This is a genomic window from Hymenobacter sedentarius (genome assembly GCF_001507645.1).
In the GTDB taxonomy this organism is placed as follows: domain Bacteria; phylum Bacteroidota; class Bacteroidia; order Cytophagales; family Hymenobacteraceae; genus Hymenobacter; species Hymenobacter sedentarius.
In genome coordinates this window covers 126,956-146,153 of record NZ_CP013909.1, presented here as the reverse complement: position 1 = coordinate 146,153, position 19,198 = coordinate 126,956, and the positions used below count along the sequence as shown (strand labels likewise).

General features: G+C 62.1%; 21 protein-coding genes. 11 read left to right on the top strand and 10 right to left on the bottom strand.

Annotated features, from left to right (window positions below):
- Positions 1-26: 26 nt before the first annotated feature.
- From AUC43_RS00620 to AUC43_RS00590, 7 genes are all read right to left on the bottom strand, one after another.
- Positions 27-701, bottom strand: a complete 675-nt coding sequence (locus AUC43_RS00620; protein ID WP_068188443.1) for an NAD-dependent epimerase/dehydratase family protein — start codon at positions 699-701, stop codon at positions 27-29.
- A gap of 279 nt (positions 702-980) precedes the next feature.
- Positions 981-1,817, bottom strand: coding sequence for a CvfB family protein (locus AUC43_RS00615; protein WP_068188440.1), 837 nt, complete (start codon positions 1,815-1,817; stop codon positions 981-983).
- A gap of 102 nt (positions 1,818-1,919) precedes the next feature.
- On the bottom strand, positions 1,920-2,333 hold the full coding sequence (locus tag AUC43_RS00610; RefSeq protein ID WP_068188438.1) for an arsenate reductase ArsC: 414 nt from the start codon (positions 2,331-2,333) through the stop codon (positions 1,920-1,922).
- On the bottom strand, positions 2,330-3,010 hold the full coding sequence (locus tag AUC43_RS00605; protein WP_199243487.1) for an MIP/aquaporin family protein: 681 nt from the start codon (positions 3,008-3,010) through the stop codon (positions 2,330-2,332). The genes AUC43_RS00610 and AUC43_RS00605 overlap by 4 nt, the downstream gene beginning before the upstream one ends.
- The gene (locus AUC43_RS00600; RefSeq protein WP_068188435.1) at positions 3,007-3,519 is read right to left on the bottom strand and encodes a GNAT family N-acetyltransferase; all 513 of its coding nucleotides are present in this window, start codon (positions 3,517-3,519) and stop codon (positions 3,007-3,009) included. Before AUC43_RS00600 ends, AUC43_RS00605 begins: the two co-directional genes overlap by 4 nt.
- A gap of 201 nt (positions 3,520-3,720) precedes the next feature.
- Complete coding sequence (locus AUC43_RS00595; RefSeq protein WP_082684818.1) at positions 3,721-4,293, bottom strand: ArsI/CadI family heavy metal resistance metalloenzyme; 573 nt, start codon at positions 4,291-4,293, stop codon at positions 3,721-3,723.
- 45 nt (positions 4,294-4,338) lie between these two features.
- Positions 4,339-4,674: an ArsR/SmtB family transcription factor gene (locus AUC43_RS00590; RefSeq protein ID WP_068188430.1), complete on the bottom strand. Its 336-nt coding sequence runs from the start codon at positions 4,672-4,674 to the stop codon at positions 4,339-4,341.
- Between the two features lie 376 nt (positions 4,675-5,050).
- Here AUC43_RS00590 and AUC43_RS00585 point away from each other — a divergent pair, with 376 nt between their 5' ends.
- On the top strand, positions 5,051-5,551 hold the full coding sequence (locus AUC43_RS00585; protein WP_082684817.1) for an energy transducer TonB: 501 nt from the start codon (positions 5,051-5,053) through the stop codon (positions 5,549-5,551).
- 108 nt (positions 5,552-5,659) lie between these two features.
- Here the strand turns inward: AUC43_RS00585 and AUC43_RS00580 are convergent, their stop codons facing one another.
- A complete protein-coding gene (locus AUC43_RS00580) occupies positions 5,660-7,621 on the bottom strand; it encodes a BamA/TamA family outer membrane protein (protein ID WP_157780862.1) in 1,962 nt (653 codons plus the stop codon).
- 196 nt (positions 7,622-7,817) lie between these two features.
- Between AUC43_RS00580 and AUC43_RS00575 the strand changes: the two genes are divergently transcribed.
- The 5 genes from AUC43_RS00575 (at position 7,818) to rfbD (ending at position 12,133) form a co-directional block, all read left to right on the top strand.
- A complete protein-coding gene (locus AUC43_RS00575; RefSeq protein ID WP_068188419.1) occupies positions 7,818-9,086 on the top strand; it encodes a putative DNA modification/repair radical SAM protein in 1,269 nt (422 codons plus the stop codon).
- Positions 9,087-9,091: 5 nt separating this feature from the next.
- A complete protein-coding gene (locus tag AUC43_RS00570) occupies positions 9,092-9,361 on the top strand; it encodes a hypothetical protein (protein ID WP_068188416.1) in 270 nt (89 codons plus the stop codon).
- Positions 9,362-9,396: 35 nt separating this feature from the next.
- A complete protein-coding gene (locus AUC43_RS00565) occupies positions 9,397-10,254 on the top strand; it encodes an alpha/beta fold hydrolase (protein WP_068188413.1) in 858 nt (285 codons plus the stop codon).
- A 10-nt stretch (positions 10,255-10,264) separates the two neighbouring features.
- Positions 10,265-11,188, top strand: a complete 924-nt coding sequence (locus AUC43_RS00560) for a TIGR03915 family putative DNA repair protein (RefSeq protein WP_071885780.1) — start codon at positions 10,265-10,267, stop codon at positions 11,186-11,188.
- Positions 11,189-11,275: 87 nt separating this feature from the next.
- Positions 11,276-12,133: a dTDP-4-dehydrorhamnose reductase gene (gene rfbD, locus AUC43_RS00555; RefSeq protein ID WP_068188410.1), complete on the top strand. Its 858-nt coding sequence runs from the start codon at positions 11,276-11,278 to the stop codon at positions 12,131-12,133.
- 192 nt (positions 12,134-12,325) lie between these two features.
- Here rfbD and AUC43_RS00550 read toward each other — a convergent pair whose 3' ends face one another.
- Positions 12,326-13,564, bottom strand: coding sequence for an MFS transporter (locus tag AUC43_RS00550; RefSeq protein WP_082684816.1), 1,239 nt, complete (start codon positions 13,562-13,564; stop codon positions 12,326-12,328).
- Positions 13,565-13,680: 116 nt separating this feature from the next.
- Between AUC43_RS00550 and AUC43_RS00545 the strand changes: the two genes are divergently transcribed.
- The 3 genes from AUC43_RS00545 (at position 13,681) to AUC43_RS00535 (ending at position 15,742) form a co-directional block, all read left to right on the top strand.
- Positions 13,681-14,211, top strand: coding sequence for a GreA/GreB family elongation factor (locus tag AUC43_RS00545; protein WP_068188407.1), 531 nt, complete (start codon positions 13,681-13,683; stop codon positions 14,209-14,211).
- Positions 14,212-14,297: 86 nt separating this feature from the next.
- Positions 14,298-14,765 carry a hypothetical protein gene (locus AUC43_RS00540; RefSeq protein WP_157780861.1) on the top strand — a complete coding sequence of 156 codons (468 nt, stop codon included), beginning with the start codon at positions 14,298-14,300 and terminating at the stop codon, positions 14,763-14,765.
- A gap of 50 nt (positions 14,766-14,815) precedes the next feature.
- Complete coding sequence (locus AUC43_RS00535; RefSeq protein ID WP_068188401.1) at positions 14,816-15,742, top strand: bestrophin family protein; 927 nt, start codon at positions 14,816-14,818, stop codon at positions 15,740-15,742.
- Positions 15,743-15,925: 183 nt separating this feature from the next.
- On the opposite strand, the gene AUC43_RS00530 is transcribed toward AUC43_RS00535, so the two are convergent.
- The gene (locus AUC43_RS00530; RefSeq protein ID WP_068188398.1) at positions 15,926-16,855 is read right to left on the bottom strand and encodes an AraC family transcriptional regulator; all 930 of its coding nucleotides are present in this window, start codon (positions 16,853-16,855) and stop codon (positions 15,926-15,928) included.
- Between the two features lie 209 nt (positions 16,856-17,064).
- Here AUC43_RS00530 and AUC43_RS00525 point away from each other — a divergent pair, with 209 nt between their 5' ends.
- Together AUC43_RS00525 and AUC43_RS00520 are read left to right on the top strand one after the other, a co-directional pair.
- A complete protein-coding gene (locus AUC43_RS00525) occupies positions 17,065-18,594 on the top strand; it encodes an aldehyde dehydrogenase family protein (RefSeq protein WP_068188396.1) in 1,530 nt (509 codons plus the stop codon).
- 217 nt (positions 18,595-18,811) lie between these two features.
- Positions 18,812-19,174: a hypothetical protein gene (locus AUC43_RS00520; RefSeq protein WP_068188393.1), complete on the top strand. Its 363-nt coding sequence runs from the start codon at positions 18,812-18,814 to the stop codon at positions 19,172-19,174.
- The last annotated feature ends 24 nt before the right edge of the window (positions 19,175-19,198 follow it).

Genomic DNA, 19,198 nt, shown 5'->3' with positions numbered 1-19,198 from the left:
ATTTGGACAAAACTAAGCCTTTCGCGCTAAACTTTCTGCGTTGCCCGGGCTTCTGCCGCTATTTCGTCGGACAAATGCACCCGCACGCCGCCGCCATCGTCTTCGGCCGCGTGCAGCATGGCCGCAGCCACAGCATCCGCGGTTACGGGGCGGTATTTCTGCAGCGGGCCGCGCAGCAAGGGGCTCAATACCCGCAACACCACGGCCCCCAGCCGCTCGCCAAGGCGGGGCTGCGGCCGCTCGCCCAGCAGCAGCGACGGCCGGAAAATGTGGATGGCCCGGAACGGCACCTGGCGCACTGCTTCCTCCATTTCGCCCTTCACGCGGCTGTAGTACACCCGCGATTCGGGGTCGGCCCCGAGGCTGGATACCACCATGAACTGCGCCGCGAAATTGCCTGCCGTGAGCGCCGCCAGCGTCACCACGTACAGGAAATCCACTTTGTAGAAGGCCTCCTTCGAGCCGGCCTGCTTCATGGTGGTGCCCAGGCAGCAAAACACGTCGTCGGCAATGAGCTGCAGGCGCACGTCCTGCAGCTTGTCTAAGTCGGTCACCACCTGCGTCAGCTTGGGATGCTGCAGTGGCAGCGGTTTGCGCCCCACCACAATTACCTTGGCGTAGCGCTCCGATTCCAGCAGCAGCGGCAATAAGTGCGAACCAATAAGGCCCGTGGCCCCGGCGAGTAAAGCTGTTTTGCGCATAAGAAGCAGAGTGCAGAACGAAAAACTCCCCTCCTTACCAACCGAAGGTCAGCGAAGCTAAGGAGGGGATGTTGCCGCTTCAGCGGCAACGGGGGTGGTTGAGCCGTTGAACGACACCCAAACGACTTGCTAAGAACGACTAATCAGGCGCAGAGTTGACGGGCCTGGTAAATCGGTTCCTTTAGCTAATGTTCTGCCATCGTTCAATGCCCACAACCACCCCCGTCCGCGCTAAAGCGCGAACATCCCCTCCTTGGTAAGGAGGGGAGCTTCTTTGTTCTATTTCAGCTGAGTCGCTTCCGGCTCCAGGAGCACCAGGCCCTGGCGGAAAAGGGCGCCCAGAGCTTTCTTAAATACCTTTTTGCTCATGCCCACGCGGCGGTACACGTCTTCGGCCAGGCTTTTGTCGCCGAGGGGCAGGCGGCCGCCGGGGGCGGCCTGAATGGCTTTGAGCAGCGTGTCCGTGGCCGATTCTACTTCGCCGTAGCCCTCTTTTTGCAGGCGCACGTCGAGCTTGCCATCGGCGCGCACCTGGCGCAGGAAGCCGGGCAGCTGCTCGCCCAGGCGCAGGGGCCGGAACACTTCGTTGTGAAACAGCAGGCCCTGGTGGGTGCCGTTCACGATGACAGGGTAGCCCAACTCCGTTTCGTCGGCCACGAGCAGGCGCACGGCGTCGCCGGGCTCGCCGGGGAAGGGCTCGTTGCTCAGGAATTGCTTCCACTTGGTGGAAGCCACCAGCCGGTCGCTTTCCTCGTCGAGGTACACGTACACCACCACGCGCTCGCCGGTGCGCAGGTCGCGCCGCTGGTTGCGGAAGGGCAGGAGCAGGTCTTTTTCGAGGCCCCACTCCAGGAACGCGCCGGCCGGGCCGTGGTCGCGCACGGTGAGCGCGGCAAAGGAATTCACCAGGGCCAGCGGCCGCAGGTTGGTGGCAATGAGGCGGTCTTCGGAGTCGCGGTACACGAATACGCGCACGATGTCGCCCACGCGGGTGCCGGGCTCCACGTACTTATTGGGCAGCAGCAGGTCGCCGTCGTCGGAAGTCAGGTACAGGCCGACGCTGGTTTCGCGGGCTACTTCGAGGTCGTTGTAATCGCCGAGGAGGAGGCTGGCCATCGGGTAAAAAGTAATTAGGTGGAGGGCAAAGGTCGGGGCTACGGCACGGAAAGCCATGCGGCAGATTGGCGCAGCCCAACGAGCCCAACTTCAGGCGGTGGGCTAGCGGGCCTGCGGCACCGGTTGTACGCCGGCCTGAGCCAGGAGGTCGAGCACCTGCCGCTCAATCAGGTCGCGCACCTGGCGAAATTCGGCCGGCTCCAGGTGCTTGGGGTCGGGTATCTGCCAGTCGAGGCGGTGCTTGGCCGCAATGAACGGGCAGGCGTCGCCGCAGCCCATGGTCACCACGTAGTCGAACTCCTGGTCGCGTACCTCGTCGAGAGATTTGCTGGCGTGGGCGTTCAGGTCGTAGCCCAACTCGGCCATGGCCGCAATGGCTTTGGGGTTGATAACCCCGGACGGCCGCGAGCCGGCGCTGTAAGCCGCTACCTGCCCGCCCCCGTGCAGGGTGGCAAAAGCCTGGGCCATCTGGCTACGGTTAGCGTTTTCGATGCACACAAAAAGGAAGCTGGTCATGGGGTCGAACGGGTGTCGAGAGATGGTTTGAGTTGCAATAATCGGTCGAAGGCCACGGCCAGCAGCGCCCCCGCCAGCGGGGCCACCACGTACAGCCAGGCATAGGCGAGGTGTCCGCTAACCAATGCCGGTGCCAAGGAGCGGGCCGGGTTCATGGAAGCGCCGGTGAGGGGCCCAGCCACCAAGGCTTCGAGCCCCACGGTGGCCGCGATGGCGAGGCCCGCCAGCAAACCCTCTTCTTTAGCGCCAGCCGTGACGCGCAGAATCACAAGCATCAGCCAGAAGGTGAGGGCCAGTTCTATCCCAAAGGCCTGGCCGGGGCCGTGGGCCGGCAGGGTGGCGCCCAGGGTAGAGCCTTCGGTGGCCAGCAGCTTCACTAGGCCGCTGCCCGCCAGCGCGCCCACCAGCTGGGCGCCCACGTACGGTAGCACCCGCGCACCCGGAAAGCGCCCGGCCGCCCAGAAGGCAACGGTCACAGCCGGGTTGACGTGCGCGCCGCTAACGGCGCCCAGGCTCTGAATGAGCACCAGCACCACCAGCCCAAACGCCGCTGCCACGCCGCCGTGACCCAGAGCGTGGGTCTGCTCGTTCACGACGGCGGCCCCGGTACCGAAAGCCAGTAGCACGGCCGTGCCCAAGGCCTCGGCTAGCAGACTATGGCGCAGCGAGGGCTTCACGAAGCGAGCGGGGCCGCGCCCACCACCGCGCTGCGGCGCTCGAGCAGCAGGGTATCGCGCCACTGTCCGTGGAGCTGCCCAATCCGCTCGCGCCGGCCCACTTGCCGGAAGCCGTTGGCCTCGTGCAAGTGCACGCTGGCACCATTTTCCGGGAAAATGCCGGCCTGCAGCGTCCACAGGCCGTTTAGTTCCGACTCCTTTACCAGTGCCGCCAGCAGGGCCCGGCCCACGCCCTGCCCGCGGGCGCCATCGGCAACGTACACGCTCACTTCGCCTACGCCCGCATACACGCAGCGCCCCGAAACGGGGGTGAGGGCCGCCCAGCCCAATACCGTTTCCGGCTCAGTTTCGGCCACGGCTACCAGCCGACAGGTGGGCAGGTGGCTGGCGTTCCACTCCTCCCAAGTGGGCGGCTCGGTGGCGAAGGTGGCATTGCCCGTGGCCATGCCTTCGGCATAAATAGTGCGCACGGCAGGCCAGTGGACAGCAGTCATGGGCAGGATTTTCATGGGTGAATTGAGCTGAAAGGTGATTGGTGTTTGCCTTACTAATGAGGTGTCTCGCCCGCGTCTTTTGTCCTGCAAATCCTCTGTCATGCTGACGAAGGAAGCATCTTCTCACCGAGGAACGAGTCGTCCGGACGTGATAAGATGCTTCCTTCGTCAGCATGACAGACACTTGATGGACGTCGAGCAGACGATTATTAACTGTTAGCAGCAGCCTCCACCGGGCGTGCACGTGGTAGCCGTAGCGGGCGTGGCCTCTACCAGCGTGAAGGGCATGGGCGCAGTCGTCAGCACTTCCTCTGCAGCTGGGGCGGTTTGCTTGGCAGGCGCAATGCAGCATTGGCTGCTATCACTGGCCGCGTCGTACTCGTCCTGGTAGCGCGGGTCGTTGAACTCGGCGTCGGCGTGGAAGTAGTACACTTCCCACTCCACGCCGTCGGGGTCGTTCACCCAGAACTTGTCCTGCTTGGCGTAGCAGCAGCTGGTGCCTATTTCCTCGCGGCTCACCAGGCCGGCCTTGCGGGCCACGGCCAGGCGCTCGTCCAGTTCCTCCACCGTTTCTACCTGGAAGCCCAAGTGGCCGAAGTGGCTTTGCACGCGGTCGGGGTTTTCTACGAAGGAGATAATCAGCGAAGGCTTGTCGAGCACGTACTTGGCGTAGCCGCGCTTAATCTTGGTAGCCGGCTGTCCGAAGAAGGCCGTGTAAAAGTTGACCGTGGCGGTCAGGTCAGACACGTAGAGCGAGACGTGCATGCGGGGAAAAACAGAAACTTCCATGACGTGTAAGGAATAAGATGAAAGGAGGAAAGGGGAGGGAGAATTCTAGCAGGCGCAGCCGGCCGCAGGCAGCGGCAACTCGGCCAGCAGGTTGCCGAGGAGCTGGCGGGCGCGGTCCCAGCCGGCCCGGTCGATGCAGTAGCACACGCGCGGGCCGTCGACTTCGCCCTGCACCAAGCCGGCCGTTTTCAACTCTTTGAGGTGCTGCGAGACGGTGCTTTGGGAGATGGGCAGCTCCAGCACCAGCTCGCCGCACACGCACGACTGCCGCTGGGCCAGCAGTTGCAGGATGGCCACCCGCGCCGGGTGCCCCAGGGCTTTGGCGATAACGGCGATTTGCTGTTCGGCTTCGGTGAACTGTTCGCGCTTGTGGGCTGCCATGGGAGTTATTTCGTTTATCGTCGATTAACGATGACAAAAGTATTCCATTGCTTGGCCCTGGTCAAGTATTTCGTGATTGTTTATGGAAATATGCAATAAAACCGTTGAAATATAGCAATTACGAAAATGGGATAAGTGCAAAAGGTACAAAAAGATAATATTGAAATGTGAGGGCAAGAGTTATATATTGCATCATCAATTGCATCCATTTGAAGCCAAATGCAATCTGTAACCTTATCCACATATTCTATCTTACTATTTCGCTATTCCACTGAAAAGACAATTTGCTTAAATCCAGCTTCTGGAGAAATTCGTTGTTAATTCATAGAATGATTTTCTGACTTGCTTTTGATTCTTAACCTAAACCTCTACTAGCATGCTTCAATCTTTACGCTTCCATGCATTTCTAGCTTTCATCGCCTTATCTGGGGTGGCGGCCAAAGGGCAGACCTTGGCTCAGGTAAGCTCCAAAGTGGCAACTCCGGCGGCCACCCCGGCGGCCACACCAGCTACCCTGGCTGTGCCCATGACGGCAATGCAGCCCGCCGTGTACCCCGATTCGGTGTACATCAACCCCGAGGTGCGGCCCCAATTTGTGGGTGGCGACAAAGCCTTCACTGCTTATCTGACCAAGTCGATTCGCTACCCCGCCCAGGCGATGCAGCGCCACATTTCCGGCAAGGTGTACGTCAACTTCGTACTGAATGCCGAGGGCAAAGTGCAGGATGCGCACGTGGTGCGTGGTCCCGGCAACGGCCTCAACGACGAGGCTCTGCGCCTGGTGTGGCTGATGCCCGCCTGGGAGCCCGGCCGCGTAAACGGCCAGCCCGTGCGCGTGGCTTGCACTGTGCCCATCTCCTTCAATACGGAGCGGTAGAAGGCGCTTTCTAAGAGAACTCCAGACGGGGTAGAGGCCCCAGTAGAGGCCCCACGCTTGGCAACGAGCGTGGGGCCTCTACCCCGTTTTTATTTCGGTATGCTGCCTTTACTGGTACTGCCCCGTGCCGGGCTGGCCCAACCCAAAGTCGGTGAAGGTGACGGTTTCGCGCGAGGTCTCGAACAAGCGCACGCCGGTGGCCGAGTTCAGGCCGCGCGGGTAGTAGCCAATCAGCAGCTGGAAGGTGCGTAGGGCCGTGAACTCGTTGCGGAAGCGCAGGCCCAGCCCAAAGCCAGTATAGGGCACGCCGCTGAAGGGCGAGCCGCCCCGGGGCCGGTCGCTCACCCAGGCCGCATCGGCAAAGGCAATACCCGCAAGCCGGAAGCCCAGCAGCGAGAGCGGCGTAAACAGCGTGGTTTCGTAGTTGACCACAAAGCGGCTGGTGGCCGCAATGGGCTGCCCCGGCGAGAAGCCGCGCAAGCCGCGCTCGTTGGTGATGCCCTGTAGGAACTCGCCCGGCCGGCGGTTGAAGCCTACGGTGGCCCGGCTGCTCAGAAAGTGCCGGTACTGCCAGTTGCCGAAGTGGTAGAGCTTGGTAAACGAGGTGAATTCGGTGGACAGCAGGCCTTGTTCCCACTTGTGGTCTTTCAGCAGCTGGTACGAGCCTAGGTCGGCGGCAGCGTATAAGTAGCCGCTGCCCGTGCTGAATCCGGCCGCTGCCAGGCGCACGTCCACGTAGCGGCGCGGCACCACGCTGTTGAGGTCGTAGCCGGCCGTGAAGCTCAGCAGCGTGCCGGTGGGTACGTCTTCGGTGCGGCCAAAGCCGAATAGGTACCGGTCCTTATAGTAGCGGCGCACGGAGTAGCCCACCGTTCCCAGCAGCAGCGTGCCGTTGCGGAAGTTGGGCGGGTTTTGCAGCACCAGGTCGGGGTCGGGCTGGGGGATGGTGCTGTAGGCGGTGTGGTACACCCGGGCCGAGAGAATCACGCGGCCGGGGTTTTCGTAGCCCAGGTCGTAGGAGCGCAGGCGCAGGGCCCGGCCCACCCAGGCATCCTGCACGGTGTAGCGCAGCGGGTGGTAGCGGTAGGGCTCGCCCGGGGGTGGGGCGGTGAAGGCGATGTTCTGGCTGATGCTGTTCAGGTTGAGCGCCCCCGCGTACCGGGCCCGGGGCGAGTAGAAGTCGCGCTGCACCGACACCCCGCCCGAGCGGTAGTTGTACTCGTTGCGGTAGCGGGCCTGGGCGTACACAAAGTTGCGGAACGGGGCCGTGTAGCTGCCATCGTACGACCATTGCTGGGGCTGTTCGTGGTTTTCGGTGCTCAGGCCGCGCCCGTAGCGGTAGGCGTTCTGGAGCTGGTGGCCCTGGCCGAGAAAGTTCTCGTCGCCGAAGGTGATGAGGCCCGACGTGGGCGAGCCCAACTCATAGCCGGCCGTGATGCTGAACACGTCGGTGGTGAGCACCTCAATGTCGACGCTGTCGCGGGTGGTGGTGGCTTCGTTAACCAGCACGCGCGCGTCCAGAATTTCGGGCGTTTGGCGCAGCAGGCGTTCCGATTCGGCCAGGGCCTGGGGCTCCAGCGGCTGGCCCGGCCGAAACAGCAGCACCTGCCGCACCCGGGAGCGGGCGGTCTTGATGTGGAGCGTGTTGCCCGACTTTTCCCAGAACGTGCGCGGCACCTTGGTCGAGTCGGTGAGGCTGTAGCCGAAGGCGTCCAGGGTGCGGATGTCGACGCGCCGCACGATTTTGAAGTTGTGGCGGTCGAACTGCCGGTCCAGCAGCACGGCGTCGAGGCCGGCCTGTTCTTGCTTGCGTTGGGTGAAGTTGAACAGCGCCGAAACGGCGCGGCCCGCAATGGTTTTGCGGCGCGAGTAAGCTTTCAGGCGGTTGATGACCCGCTCTTCGTCGAAGCGCTGGCGAAGGGAGTCGGCGCGGTGGGGCAGGATTTCCTCGCTGGCCTTGAGGGAGTCGGGCGGCACGGCCGAGCGCGGGTCAAACGTCTGCGCCTGGGCCGCCCGGGCGCCCAGGCCAAGCCAAACAAAGACCAACAGGACACAACCGCGAAAGCTCATAATGGGGCGCAACGCTGCAAATTACGAAAAGGAGCCGGGGCCAGCATGTGCACGCCACTTCTTTGCTAAAAAATCAGCATTGGGCTAGCATTTCTTTTTCAAGAAAAAGAAACTATTACCAAAAAAATTAGCTTAACACTTTGCGTCTATATGGCCGCTTTTAACTACTTTTAAGGCGAAAAGCCAGCCATTCCTCATGAACGAGCGCATTCAAGAGAAACTAAGCATATTAGCTGATGCCGCGAAGTATGATGCTTCGTGCAGCAGCAGCGGTGGCAAGCGCAAAAACGAGAACAAGGGCCTCGGCAATGCTGAGGGCATGGGCATCTGCCACAGCTATACCGAAGACGGCCGCTGCGTGAGCTTGCTCAAGATTCTGCTTACCAACCACTGCATTTTCGACTGCGCCTACTGCGTGTCGCGCCGCTCCAACGACGTGAAACGCGCCGCCTTCACCGTGGACGAAGTGGTGGACCTCACCATCAACTTCTACCGTCGCAACTACATCGAAGGGCTGTTTCTGAGCTCCGGCATTTTCTCGAGCCCCGACTACACCATGGAACGGTTGGTGCGCATCGTGAAGAAGCTGCGCACCGAGCACAAGTTCAACGGCTACATCCACGTCAAAACCATTCCGGGCGCTTCGGAGGAATTGATTCAGGAAGCCGGCCTGTACGCCGACCGCCTGAGCGTAAATATTGAGCTGCCTTCGGAGCTGGCCCTCACTACGCTGGCGCCCGAGAAGAACTACCAGGAAATCCTGACCCCCATGGGCCAGATTCGTGACGGTATTGCCCAGAATAAGGAGGAGAAGGCGCTGTTCAAGAAGGTGCCTTCTTTCGCTACGGCCGGCCAGACGACGCAGCTCATTGTGGGCGCCAGCGCCGAAACGGACCTGCAAATCATCAATCTCACCGACTCGCTCTACCAGGGCTACGGGCTGAAGCGCGTGTACTACTCCGGCTATATCCCCGTGACTGACGACGCCCGCCTGCCGCAGGTGACGCAGCCGCCCGTTATCCGGGAGCACCGCCTGTACCAGACCGACTGGCTGATGCGCTTCTACGGCTTCCACGCCGACGAAATCCTCGACCCGGCCCACCCGCACCTCGACCTCGAGATTGACCCCAAGCTGGCCTGGGCCCTGCGCAACCGCCACGTTTTTCCGGTGGACGTGAACACGGCCGAGTACGAAATGATACTGCGCATTCCCGGCGTGGGCGCGCGCTCGGCCAAAAAAATCGTGGCCGCCCGCCGCTTCACCACCCTCAACATGGAAACCCTGCGCCAGCTGGGCGTGGTGCTCAAGCGGGCCAAATACTTCCTTACCTGCCAGGGCGAGCACCAGCCCATCATCGGCGAGTTGAGCGAGCAGCAGGTGCGCCGCCAGATTCTGTTCGGCGCCGGCTCGGTGCGCTCGGCCCTGGTCACGCAGCAGCTCGACTTATTCGCCCAGGCTTCTTAATCGACATGAACTACGACCTCCTTTTTTCGAACGGCCCCTCGCCGCTGCAGAAAAGCAGCCTGGGCGGCGTCCAGCACGACATTTTTTTCTCCGTTATGAAAGTTATTCACCGCCAGCCCCAGCCCGCTCGCATCCCGGCCTCCGATAAAGTAGCCCGCCTCTCGTGCTGCTGCCGCATCAGCGAACTCATGCCCCTGGTGCGCCAGATGCACGACGATGCCCGCGCCCGGGCCATGGCACGCATGGCCGACGGCGACGCCCAGCAAGCCGCTTAGCGCAACTTCTGGGCATCGGCGCCGGTATTGGGCATATGGCTTACCCCGTCGAACACCAGCAGGTGCCCACCAACGGCCTGCAGCTGCACGTGGCCCAAAGCGGGCCGGCCGCCGGGCCGCTGGTGTTGCTGCTGCACGGCTTCCCGGAAGGCTGGCATGCTTGGCGCTACCAGATGGGGCCGCTGGCCCAAGCAGGTTTCCGGGTATGGGCGCCCGACCAGCGCGGCTACAACCTAAGCGACAAGCCCCACCACGTGCAGGACTACACCATCGACAAGCTGGCCGCCGATGTACTTGGGCTGATGGACGCCACGGGCGCGCAAACCGCCGCCGTGGTGGGCCACGACTGGGGCGCGGCCGTGGCCTGGTACCTGGCGGCGCACTACCCGGCCCGCATCCACCGCGCGGCGGTGCTCAATGTGCCCCACCCGCAGGTGCTTGCCCAGGCCCTGCGCAACAACCCCCGGCAGTTTGCCAAAAGCTGGTACGTGTTTTTCTTCCAATTGCCGTGGCTGCCCGAGGGCCTGGCGCGGCTCCGCAACTGGTGGGCCGCCCGCCAGGCCATGCAGCGCACCAGTGCCGACGGCGTTTTCAGCCACCAAGACCTAGAGGCCTACCGCGACGCCTGGAACCAGCCGCGCGCCATGCGCAGCATGATAAACTGGTACCGCGCGGCGGGTCGCTTTGTAGGCCGGCTCAGCAAAACCGGCCGGGTGAAAGTGCCCATGCACATCATTTGGGGTGAAAACGATGCCTTTCTGGAGGCTGACCTGGCCCGACAGAGTCTGCAGCTGTGCGATGCCGGCCGCCTTACGTACCTGCCCTCCAGCCACTGGGTGCAGCACGAGATGCCTGATGAAGTAAACGCGCTGCTGCTCAATTTTCTGAAATAGCCCCCTGCCGATGCCCAACCTCACCCCGCTGCGCCGCCCGGCGCCGGCCCCCGCTCCGCCCACGGCCGGGGCCCGCCGGCCGGCGCCGGTGCTATCTGGCGCCCCGCGCGACTACACCTACGACGGCACGTTTGAGGGATTGCTCACGGTACTGTTCACTATCTACGAGGGCAAGGCCGCGCCCAACAGCATCCAGCCCGAAGCCACGGTGCAGGGTGGGCTGTTTGCGCCGGCTGCGCCCATCGAAACCAGCGAAGCGCTGGCCGCCCGCGTGTGGGACGGCCTGCTGAAAACCATGGACGCCGAAGCGCGCACCCGCTTGTTCCACGTGTTTCTGAGCGAGCAGCCCGACCGCGAGCTGCTCATTTTCCGGTACGTGGACCTGGCCCTGCGCACACCCGTGGACATCTCCACCAACTACGCCGATGCCAGCGTGCGCCGCGTGCAGCACCTGGCCCAGCAGATGTTCCGCGAAAAGCACCGCATGGAAGCCTTTGTGCGCTTCGAGAAAACCACCGACGACCTGTTTCACGCCACCATCGAGCCCGATTTTGACGTGCTGCCGCTCATCGCCGCCCACTTCACCAAGCGCTACGCCGACCAGCGCTGGCTGATATATGACCGTCGCCGCCACTACGGCCTCTACTACGACCTGACCCGTACCGACGTGGTGCAGTTCGAGGCTACGCAGGCGCCCAAATCCACCCAGTTATCGGCCACCGTGCTCGACGAGCGGGAGCCGCTGTTTAAGCTGCTCTGGCAGGCATATTTCGACCACGTGAACATTCCGGAGCGCAAAAACCTGAAGCTGCACCGCCGCCACATGCCGCTGCGCTACTGGAAATACCTGAGCGAAAAACAGCCCCGCGAAATGCGTTTTGAGCCCATTAAGAACAAGCGCCCGCCCGTGGACCCTAACTTGCGGCTCGAATAAAGCCCCTGTGCTTCGTTCCGACGCCGGGCTGCTGAAGAGAGGTAGCCGCTGGCACATTTATTCTTCTAACACAAAGCAGCATAGTTCATGGGTAGCATATTGGTTTTTGGGGCTTCGGGCCAATTGGGGCAGTGCCTGGCGCACGTAGCGCAGGAGCGGAACACGCCCAACATGGTGTTTCTACCCGAAGCGCAGGCCAATATCCTTAACCCCGCCGGCCTGGCAGCGCTTTTTGCCGAGCACCGCCCGGCCTACTGCATCAACTGCGCCGCCTACACGGCCGTGGACAAGGCCGAAGACGAAGTTGAGCTAGCCCGCAAAATCAACCGCGACGGCGTGGCCAACCTCAGCCAGCTGTGCGGAGAGTACGGCACCGTCCTCATCCAGATTTCTACCGACTTCGTCTTTGCTGGCACCGGCAACCAGCCTTTGGTAGAGACCGACGAAGCCGCGCCCATAAGCGTGTACGGCCTCACCAAGCTGGAAGGCGAGCAGGTAATCTCGGATTACACCAACAAGTTCTTCATCCTGCGCACGAGCTGGCTGTACTCCGAATACGCCAACAACTTCGTGAAAACCATGCTCAAGCTGGGCCGGGAGCGCGAGGAGCTCAAGATTATCTGGGACCAGCTAGGCACGCCCACGTACGCCATCGACTTGGCCGGCTGCATCCTCTCCATTATTGAAACTGGGAGCCAGGAATTCGGCCTCTATCATTATAGCAACGAGGGCGTCACGTCGTGGTACGATTTCGCTACGGCCATCTTCGAGCTGAGCCAGACTCCGGTGCGCACCGTGCCTATTCGCACGGCAGAATACCCCACCAAGGCCACGCGGCCCACTTATTCGGTGATGGACAAGACCAAAGCTAAAACGCAGCTGGGTGTGGCCATTCCGCACTGGCGTCACAGCCTGCAGGTGTGCTTGGGGCGGCTGGAGGTGTAGGGAACCTCACCCCCAGCCCCTCTCCAAAAGAGAGGGGAGCCACGGCACAAGCACAAGCTTTAGCTCAATTTTCAATAGAAAGCCCCAACTCAATTGAGCTGGAGCTTTTAGTTGATTGATTATCATTAGGCCCCCCTCTCTTTTGGAGAGGGGCCGGGGGTGAGGTTCTCGCGTCACGACTTCGGTTCTCGTCTACTCCCGCCCGTAGCGCCGGCTCACCAGCAGCGCTACCGCCGTGAGGGCGCCGCCCACGAAGCACACGCCGGGCCAGCCGCCGTGTACCCAGGCCAGCCCGCCCAGAATTGAGCCCAAGGAGCCGCCAGTAAAGTAGGCCGTCATGTACACGGTGTTGAGCCGGCTGCGGGCCTCGGGCACCAGCGAGAATATCATCGACTGATTGGAAATGTGTGTGGCCTGCACGCCCACATCGAGCAGGATGACTCCAATTACCAAGCCCGCCACGTAGAGGCCGCCGAAACCCAGAATGGCGTAAGCCACCAGCGCCAGCACAATGCCTAGTGCAATGGTGTAGTCGGGGCCTTTGGTATCGGCAGTTTTGCCAGCCAGCGGGGCGGCTAGGGCCCCGAAAGCACCAATTAAGCCGAAGAAGCCGGCTACGTCGCTGCCGTAGTGGAAGGGGGCACCTTCGAGGTAAAACGCCAGCGTGGTCCAAAATACGCTGAAGGCGGCGAAGAGGCTGGCGCCCACCAGCGCGGCGCGGCGCAGCGGCGCCTGCTCGCGGGTGAGCGTGAGCAGCGACTTCATCAGCGAGCCATAGGAACCGGTGAACGTGGGTTGGTCGGTGGGCAGCTTCCAGGCCAGCAGGGCGGCGAGCAGCACCATGAGCCCGGCCCCAATTTCAAACATGGCGCGCCAGCCCAGGTGCAGGCCCACGTAGCCGCTCACGGTGCGCGAAAGCAGGATGCCGATGAGCAGGCCGCTCATCACGCGCCCCACGATGCGGCCGCGGCTGGCTTCCGGGGCCAGGTGGGCGGCCATAGGTACCAGCAGTTGCGGCACCGCCGAGAAGATGCCCAGCAGCACGCTCGCCCCCGCCAGCACCGCAAAGCTGGGGGCCCAGGCGGCCAGGCCCATACACAGGGCCGCGCCCAGCAGCATAAGCAGCATCATGCGCTTGCGCTCCAGCTTGTCGCCCAGTGGCACCACCAGCAGCATGCCCAGCGTGTAGCCTATCTGCGTAGCTGTGGCCACCAGGCTGGCGCTGCTGTCGGAAAGGCGGAACGTGCGGCCGATGGCGGCGAGCAGCGGCTGGTTGTAGTAGATATTGGCTACTACCAGGCCGCAGGTCACGGCCATGAGCCACACCAAGGCGTTGTCTAGCAGCTGGGGAGCCGGGGTTTCAGTAGGGGAGGCGGTGGGAGAAGTAATGGGAATAGATAAAGGCGTATTCTCAACGAGGGATGCTTTCATGTAAACTAGCGAACGGTTTTAAAGCTGCGCAGGACGCAGACGGGGCTAACAGCGAAAAGCCGCCAATGGTTACGCCTGCACCATAACCTGCCGATGACTCATGCGTTCAACCCACCATGAGCCGAGGATTTGTAAAAGAGGATGACTCCCAGCAGCCACCCATTATTCCGCCGCGGGCGGCGCTGCCGCCCGGCACGCCCAACTATGTCACGCCCAACGGCCTCGAGCAGCTCCGCGCCGAGCTCACGGCCATGGAAGCCGAGCGCGCCCAGGCCGAGGGCAACCGCGACAACGACACCGACCGCACCCACCGGCTGTCGCTCTACAACGGCCGCATTGCTCTGCTCGCCGAGCGCATTGCCAGTGCCAAAGTGGTAGACCCGCACACGCAGCCCCCCAAGGAAGTGCGCTTTGGCGCCACCGTCACGCTGCGCACGGTGAGCGGGGGCAAAGTCGGCGCCGAGCGTCGGTTTACCATTGTGGGGGTTGACGAAGCCGACGTAGCCCACGGGAAGGTGGCGTTTATCGCGCCCATTGCCCGGGCCGTGCAGGGAGCCAAGTTGGGCAAGACCGTTACGGTGAAGCTGGGCCCGCAAGAAGAAGTGGTGCAAGTAGAGTCTATCGCCTACGACAACACCCCAGCTTAGTCCTCGGAATAAGGGTGGGGTACCGCTAAATGCTTCAAAGCCCGTTTCGTGGGGTATTACATGAAGAAAACTGCTTATTTTGCTTCATGCAATTGACTCCTCCCACGCCCTTGGTTGACCTTTCGTACCGCCCCGACTTGCACATCCTGGTCGTGCGGTGGCTGGGGGTTACCGCCGACGAGGAAACCCGACGCATCTACCGCTACCTCGAAGAAGCCGACGTGAACCAGTGCCGCTTTTGGCTGTTGGATGCCCGCCGTCGGCCCAGCTCCGGCCCAGCCGTCACGCGCTGGATGCTCGATGAGTTTGCCCCGCTGGTGTCGGCTCACTTTCGTGGGCTGTTGTATTTCAGCTACTTGATTTCGCCGGCCCACCTCAGCGCTGCCGAGGACTTTCAACGGCAGGTAGCGGCCATCTCCAACCCGTCGCTGCCCTATCGCCTGCACTACGCCAGCCAGGAGAGCGAAGCCACCAACTGGCTGCTAGAGGCACAGGCCAGCGAAAAAGCGCCGGGCCGGCCCCTGCCGACCGGCCACCTATCTTCCGGCCAATAACCGGCCAGTGCCCGCTTGAAAGTGCTGATTGTTGGCCTATCCGTTGCGCTATGATTGTATATAAATCGACTGACTGGTGGGAAGCCCTGCGCCACCTGCGTTCCTCGGGCATTATCCGCCTCCTGCTAAAGCGTGTGCTGTGGGTGGGGCTGTACGCTACCGTGGTCACGGCCGGGGCGGTGCAGTTCAACCTGCTGAATTTTACCGTAGATAAGGAGTTTTTTACTTTCCTGGGCATCATGCTCAGCTTGCTTCTGGCGTTCCGGACCAATTCGGCCTACGACCGGTTTTACGAAGGCCGCCGGCTCTGGGGTCAGCTCGTGAACAACTGCCGCAACCTGGCCGTGCTGCTCCACGCCCGCCTCCCGGCCGATGACTACGCCAACCGCACGTACTTGGCTCAACTTCTGTCCAACTTCCCCATTGCCCTGGATGGGCACCTGCGGGGAGGCGTGCGATTTCACAAGCTGGGCGAGGCCCACAGCGGCTATGTGGAACAGCTGCGGCAGGTCAGCCACGTGCCGTCGCGCATTGCGGCCCAGCTGCAGGAATTCTACGAACAGCTGCTACAGGAGGGCCTTATTCTGCCCACGCACCTGCTCACAATTCAGCGGCACCACGAAGTGCTGCTGGACGTGGCCGGCGCCTGCGAGCGGATTAAAAGCACGCCCATCCCTTTCTCCTACAGCTACTTCATCAAGGGCTTTATCTCGGTATTCATCGCCACCATGCCCTTCAACCTGCTCGATACCTACGAGTACATGACGGTGCCCATCACCATGTTCGGCGCCTACGCCCTGCTGGGCGTGGAGATGATAGGCGACGAAATCGAAGACCCCTTCGGCAAAGACAGCAACGACCTGCCGCTCACCCAGCTCTCGAACCGCATCCGGGCCAACGTGCACGAAATCCTGGGCGTGGCCCTGCACGAAGACGTGAAAGGGCTTGCCGACGTGCCGTATAGCGTGGTGTTTTAACCTCCCTCCGGCCCCTCTCCCGCGGAGAGGGGAAACCGGCAGCTGTAGCGCGGACTTTTAGTCTGCGAGTCGCTCGATTTTATCCCGTTCAGGCGCGGACTAAAAGTCCGCGCTACGTGCGCGCAGACATGGCTCCCCTCTCCGCGGGAGAGGGGCCGGGGCCGTGCCCGGCAGGGGTGAGGTTCACGCCACCATCTGCTTCTTATATGCCCCCGGCGTCACGCCCTCGTACTTCTTAAAAAGCGCCTGGAAGTAAGAGAGATTGTTGAACCCCGCCCGCATGCACACTTCGGCCACGCTCGCCAGCGGGTGGCGTAGCAGCCGCTTCGCCTCGCTCAGCCGCTCGCGGATGATGAACTCCACCGGCGTGATGCCAAACTCCCGCTTGAACACCCGGAAGAACGTGGCCTTGCTCATACAGGCCAGCGCGCTGAGCTTGTCGATGCTCAGGTTCTCGGCCAGGTGCTGCTTGATGTAGTCGACCACGGCGGCGAAGCGGTGGGAGGTGAGGTAGCGGGCGTAGTCGTGGAAAATGAGCTGGCGGGCCTGGGTTTGCATCAGGCGCACAAGCAGTTCCTGCAGGGTGAAACTGGCCAGCACGTCCTTGTTGGCGTGGGTGGTACGCGACACGGCCACGAGGCGGCCCAGCGTATCGGTGAGCTCGGGGGTGTTGGTGAGGTGGGCGTACTCGGGCTGTTGCAGGGTCCAGGGTTGGTGGGCCTCGGCGCGCGGGTACCGCTCGTTGAGCAGGTCCACGGTGTGGCGGATGGTGTCAGGTGCGATGGCCACGGCCAGGCACTGGGTGGGCTGGCACAGGCAGGCCTCGGGGAAGTCAATTTCCATGAGCTCGTCCTTGTCCACCACCACCGACTCGCCGGGCAGGTAGTCGAAAGCGGCGCGGCCGGGCAGGTGCATCACCTTTTTGCCGCGGAGCATGGTGGTCAGGGCCAGGCCGTCGAGGCGCAGCTGCACGCGGTGGGCGGCCTGGTGGGTTTCAAAAACGTTGAGCTCAAACCCATCGAGGGCGTACACGGTGCGGTTTTCGACGAGGCTGTGCAGGCACTCGACGGTGAGCGGGGCAACGGCGGCGGGGAGGGAAGCGCGCGTGGGCATGGGTGGGATTTAAGTTAACCACGACGCTGGAAACGCCGCAGGAGAAGGGCAGGGCAGAAAGGCGCAACCGTAGCCAAAACGGCGCGGGTTGTTCCGGCAAGTTGCGATTATTCCCGCACACTTTAAGACAATACCACAACCCAACGAAAGGTTATTCGGAGACCTTTACCATCCAACTAACCCACTCAACCTTTTCTTTTTACAACATCATGGCTGAAACCCTCGAAGCAACCTCCACCGTGGTGGAGCGTCCCCAGTTCAAGTCTCATTACGACAATTTCATCGGCGGCAAATGGGTGGCCCCGGTCAAAGGCCAGTACTTTGAAAATCCCTCGCCCATCGACGGCAAGGCCTTCTGTAAAGTGGCCCGCTCCACCAAGGAGGATATTGAGCTGGCGATAGACGCCGCCCATGAAGCCTTCAAAACCTGGAGCAAGGCCTCGGCCACCACGCGCAGCAACATGCTGCTCAAGATTGCCGACATCATGGAAGCCAACCTGGCCCACCTGGCGGCCGTGGAAACCGTGGAAAACGGCAAGGCCATCCGCGAGACCATGGCGGCCGACCTGCCGCTGGCAATCGACCACTTCCGCTACTTCGCGGGCGTGATTCGGGCCGAAGAAGGCTCGGCCACGGAGCTCAACGAAACCACGCTGTCGCTCGTGATTCAGGAGCCACTGGGCGTGGTGGGCCAGATTATCCCCTGGAACTTCCCGCTGCTGATGGCCACCTGGAAAATCGCGCCCGCCCTGGCCGCCGGCTGCTGCGTGGTGGTGAAGCCCGCCGAGCAAACCCCCGCCAGCATCATGGTGCTCATGGAAATGATTCAGGACGTGCTGCCCGCCGGCGTGATTAACGTCGTGAACGGCTTCGGCCTGGAAGCCGGCAAGCCCCTGGCCAGCAACAAGCGCGTGCAGAAAGTGGCCTTCACCGGCGAAACCACCACCGGCCGCCTCATACTGCAGTACGCCGCCGAAAACATCATCCCCGTGACCATGGAGCTGGGCGGCAAGTCGCCGAACATCTTCTGCAAATCGGTGATGGACGCCGACGACGACTTCCTCGACAAGGCCCTGGAAGGCGCCGCCATGTTTGCCTTGAACCAGGGCGAAATCTGCACCTGCCCCTCGCGCCTGCTCATTCACGAGGATATTTACGACGCCTTCATGCCCCGCCTCATCGAGCGCGTGAAAGCCATCAAGCTCGGTCACCCGCTCGACCCCAACACCATGATGGGCGCGCAGGCCTCGAACGACCAGTACGAGAAAATCTTGAGCTACCTGGAAATCGGCAAGGCCGAAGGCGCCGAGGTGCTGGTGGGCGGTGAGGCCCATACCCACGACCACCCCGAGCTGGGCGACGGCTACTACATCCAGCCCACCATCTTCCGGGGCCACAACAAAATGCGGATTTTCCAGGAGGAAATCTTCGGCCCGGTGCTGTCGGTGGCCACGTTCAAAGACAACGACGAAGCCATCGAAATGGCCAATGACACGCTCTACGGCCTCGGCGCCGGCCTCTGGAGCCGCGATGCCCACGAGCTATACACCATGCCCCGCGCCATTCATGCCGGCCGCGTGTGGGTGAACTGCTACCACGACTACCCCGCCGGCGCCCCCTTCGGCGGCTACAAAGCCTCCGGTTTTGGCCGCGAAAATCACAAGATGATGCTCGCCCACTACCGCCAGACCAAGAACATGCTCATCAGCTACAGCAAGCAGAAGCTGGGCTTCTTCTAGGCCTTCGCGTGTGATGCGTTAAAAAGAACGTCATGCTGAGCGCAGTCGAAGCATCTCGCGTGTGGTAGTAATCCCTTTCTTACCATTGGATTTACTATTGCAGTTGCACGCGAGATGCTTCGACTGCGCTCAGCATGACGTACTGTTTGGCCAATGCAGCTTGCCGACAGATTCCGCGTATATCCGGTCATCTTGCTTCTTAACAACCTCAACTTAAATGCACAGCAAACAGAAGTGTCTTCTCGCCTTGGGCTTAATGGTGGTTTCTCTGGGCGTACAAGCCCAGAAACTGCCCGTTCCTGGTGAAAAGAATCCCGACTGGGTGCTGCGCCAATTACCTCCTCAGCACGGCATGCCGACCATGCGGGTGTACGCGGCTCCCCAGCCCGGCCGGCCGCTTCACGTCGACCAGCGCAACGCTGAGACCGGAGTGGTCACGCGCCTAGCTGACCCTGCTCATGGGCTCTTCTACGACCTGGAAAACCATATCATAGAAGACCAGCGCGATGGAAAGCGTTACAGCTTCTACCATAAGGGCAGTGTACCCAAGGCCCCGCGCCGCGAAATCAAGTATTTATGAAGAGGTGGCTTCTTGACAAAGCCA

Coding starts and splice junctions, on each gene's coding strand:
- AUC43_RS00620 (WP_068188443.1), bottom strand. CDS start 701: ATGCGCAAAACAGCTTTACTCGCCGGGGCCACGGGCCTTATTGGTTCG.
- AUC43_RS00615 (WP_068188440.1), bottom strand. CDS start 1,817: ATGGCCAGCCTCCTCCTCGGCGATTACAACGACCTCGAAGTAGCCCGC.
- AUC43_RS00610 (WP_068188438.1), bottom strand. CDS start 2,333: ATGACCAGCTTCCTTTTTGTGTGCATCGAAAACGCTAACCGTAGCCAG.
- AUC43_RS00600 (WP_068188435.1), bottom strand. CDS start 3,519: ATGAAAATCCTGCCCATGACTGCTGTCCACTGGCCTGCCGTGCGCACT.
- AUC43_RS00595 (WP_082684818.1), bottom strand. CDS start 4,293: ATGGAAGTTTCTGTTTTTCCCCGCATGCACGTCTCGCTCTACGTGTCT.
- AUC43_RS00590 (WP_068188430.1), bottom strand. CDS start 4,674: ATGGCAGCCCACAAGCGCGAACAGTTCACCGAAGCCGAACAGCAAATC.
- AUC43_RS00585 (WP_082684817.1), top strand. CDS start 5,051: ATGCTTCAATCTTTACGCTTCCATGCATTTCTAGCTTTCATCGCCTTA.
- AUC43_RS00580 (WP_157780862.1), bottom strand. CDS start 7,621: ATGAGCTTTCGCGGTTGTGTCCTGTTGGTCTTTGTTTGGCTTGGCCTG.
- AUC43_RS00575 (WP_068188419.1), top strand. CDS start 7,818: ATGAACGAGCGCATTCAAGAGAAACTAAGCATATTAGCTGATGCCGCG.
- AUC43_RS00570 (WP_068188416.1), top strand. CDS start 9,092: ATGAACTACGACCTCCTTTTTTCGAACGGCCCCTCGCCGCTGCAGAAA.
- AUC43_RS00565 (WP_068188413.1), top strand. CDS start 9,397: ATGGCTTACCCCGTCGAACACCAGCAGGTGCCCACCAACGGCCTGCAG.
- AUC43_RS00560 (WP_071885780.1), top strand. CDS start 10,265: ATGCCCAACCTCACCCCGCTGCGCCGCCCGGCGCCGGCCCCCGCTCCG.
- rfbD (WP_068188410.1), top strand. CDS start 11,276: ATGGGTAGCATATTGGTTTTTGGGGCTTCGGGCCAATTGGGGCAGTGC.
- AUC43_RS00550 (WP_082684816.1), bottom strand. CDS start 13,564: ATGAAAGCATCCCTCGTTGAGAATACGCCTTTATCTATTCCCATTACT.
- AUC43_RS00545 (WP_068188407.1), top strand. CDS start 13,681: ATGAGCCGAGGATTTGTAAAAGAGGATGACTCCCAGCAGCCACCCATT.
- AUC43_RS00540 (WP_157780861.1), top strand. CDS start 14,298: ATGCAATTGACTCCTCCCACGCCCTTGGTTGACCTTTCGTACCGCCCC.
- AUC43_RS00535 (WP_068188401.1), top strand. CDS start 14,816: ATGATTGTATATAAATCGACTGACTGGTGGGAAGCCCTGCGCCACCTG.
- AUC43_RS00530 (WP_068188398.1), bottom strand. CDS start 16,855: ATGCCCACGCGCGCTTCCCTCCCCGCCGCCGTTGCCCCGCTCACCGTC.
- AUC43_RS00525 (WP_068188396.1), top strand. CDS start 17,065: ATGGCTGAAACCCTCGAAGCAACCTCCACCGTGGTGGAGCGTCCCCAG.
- AUC43_RS00520 (WP_068188393.1), top strand. CDS start 18,812: ATGCACAGCAAACAGAAGTGTCTTCTCGCCTTGGGCTTAATGGTGGTT.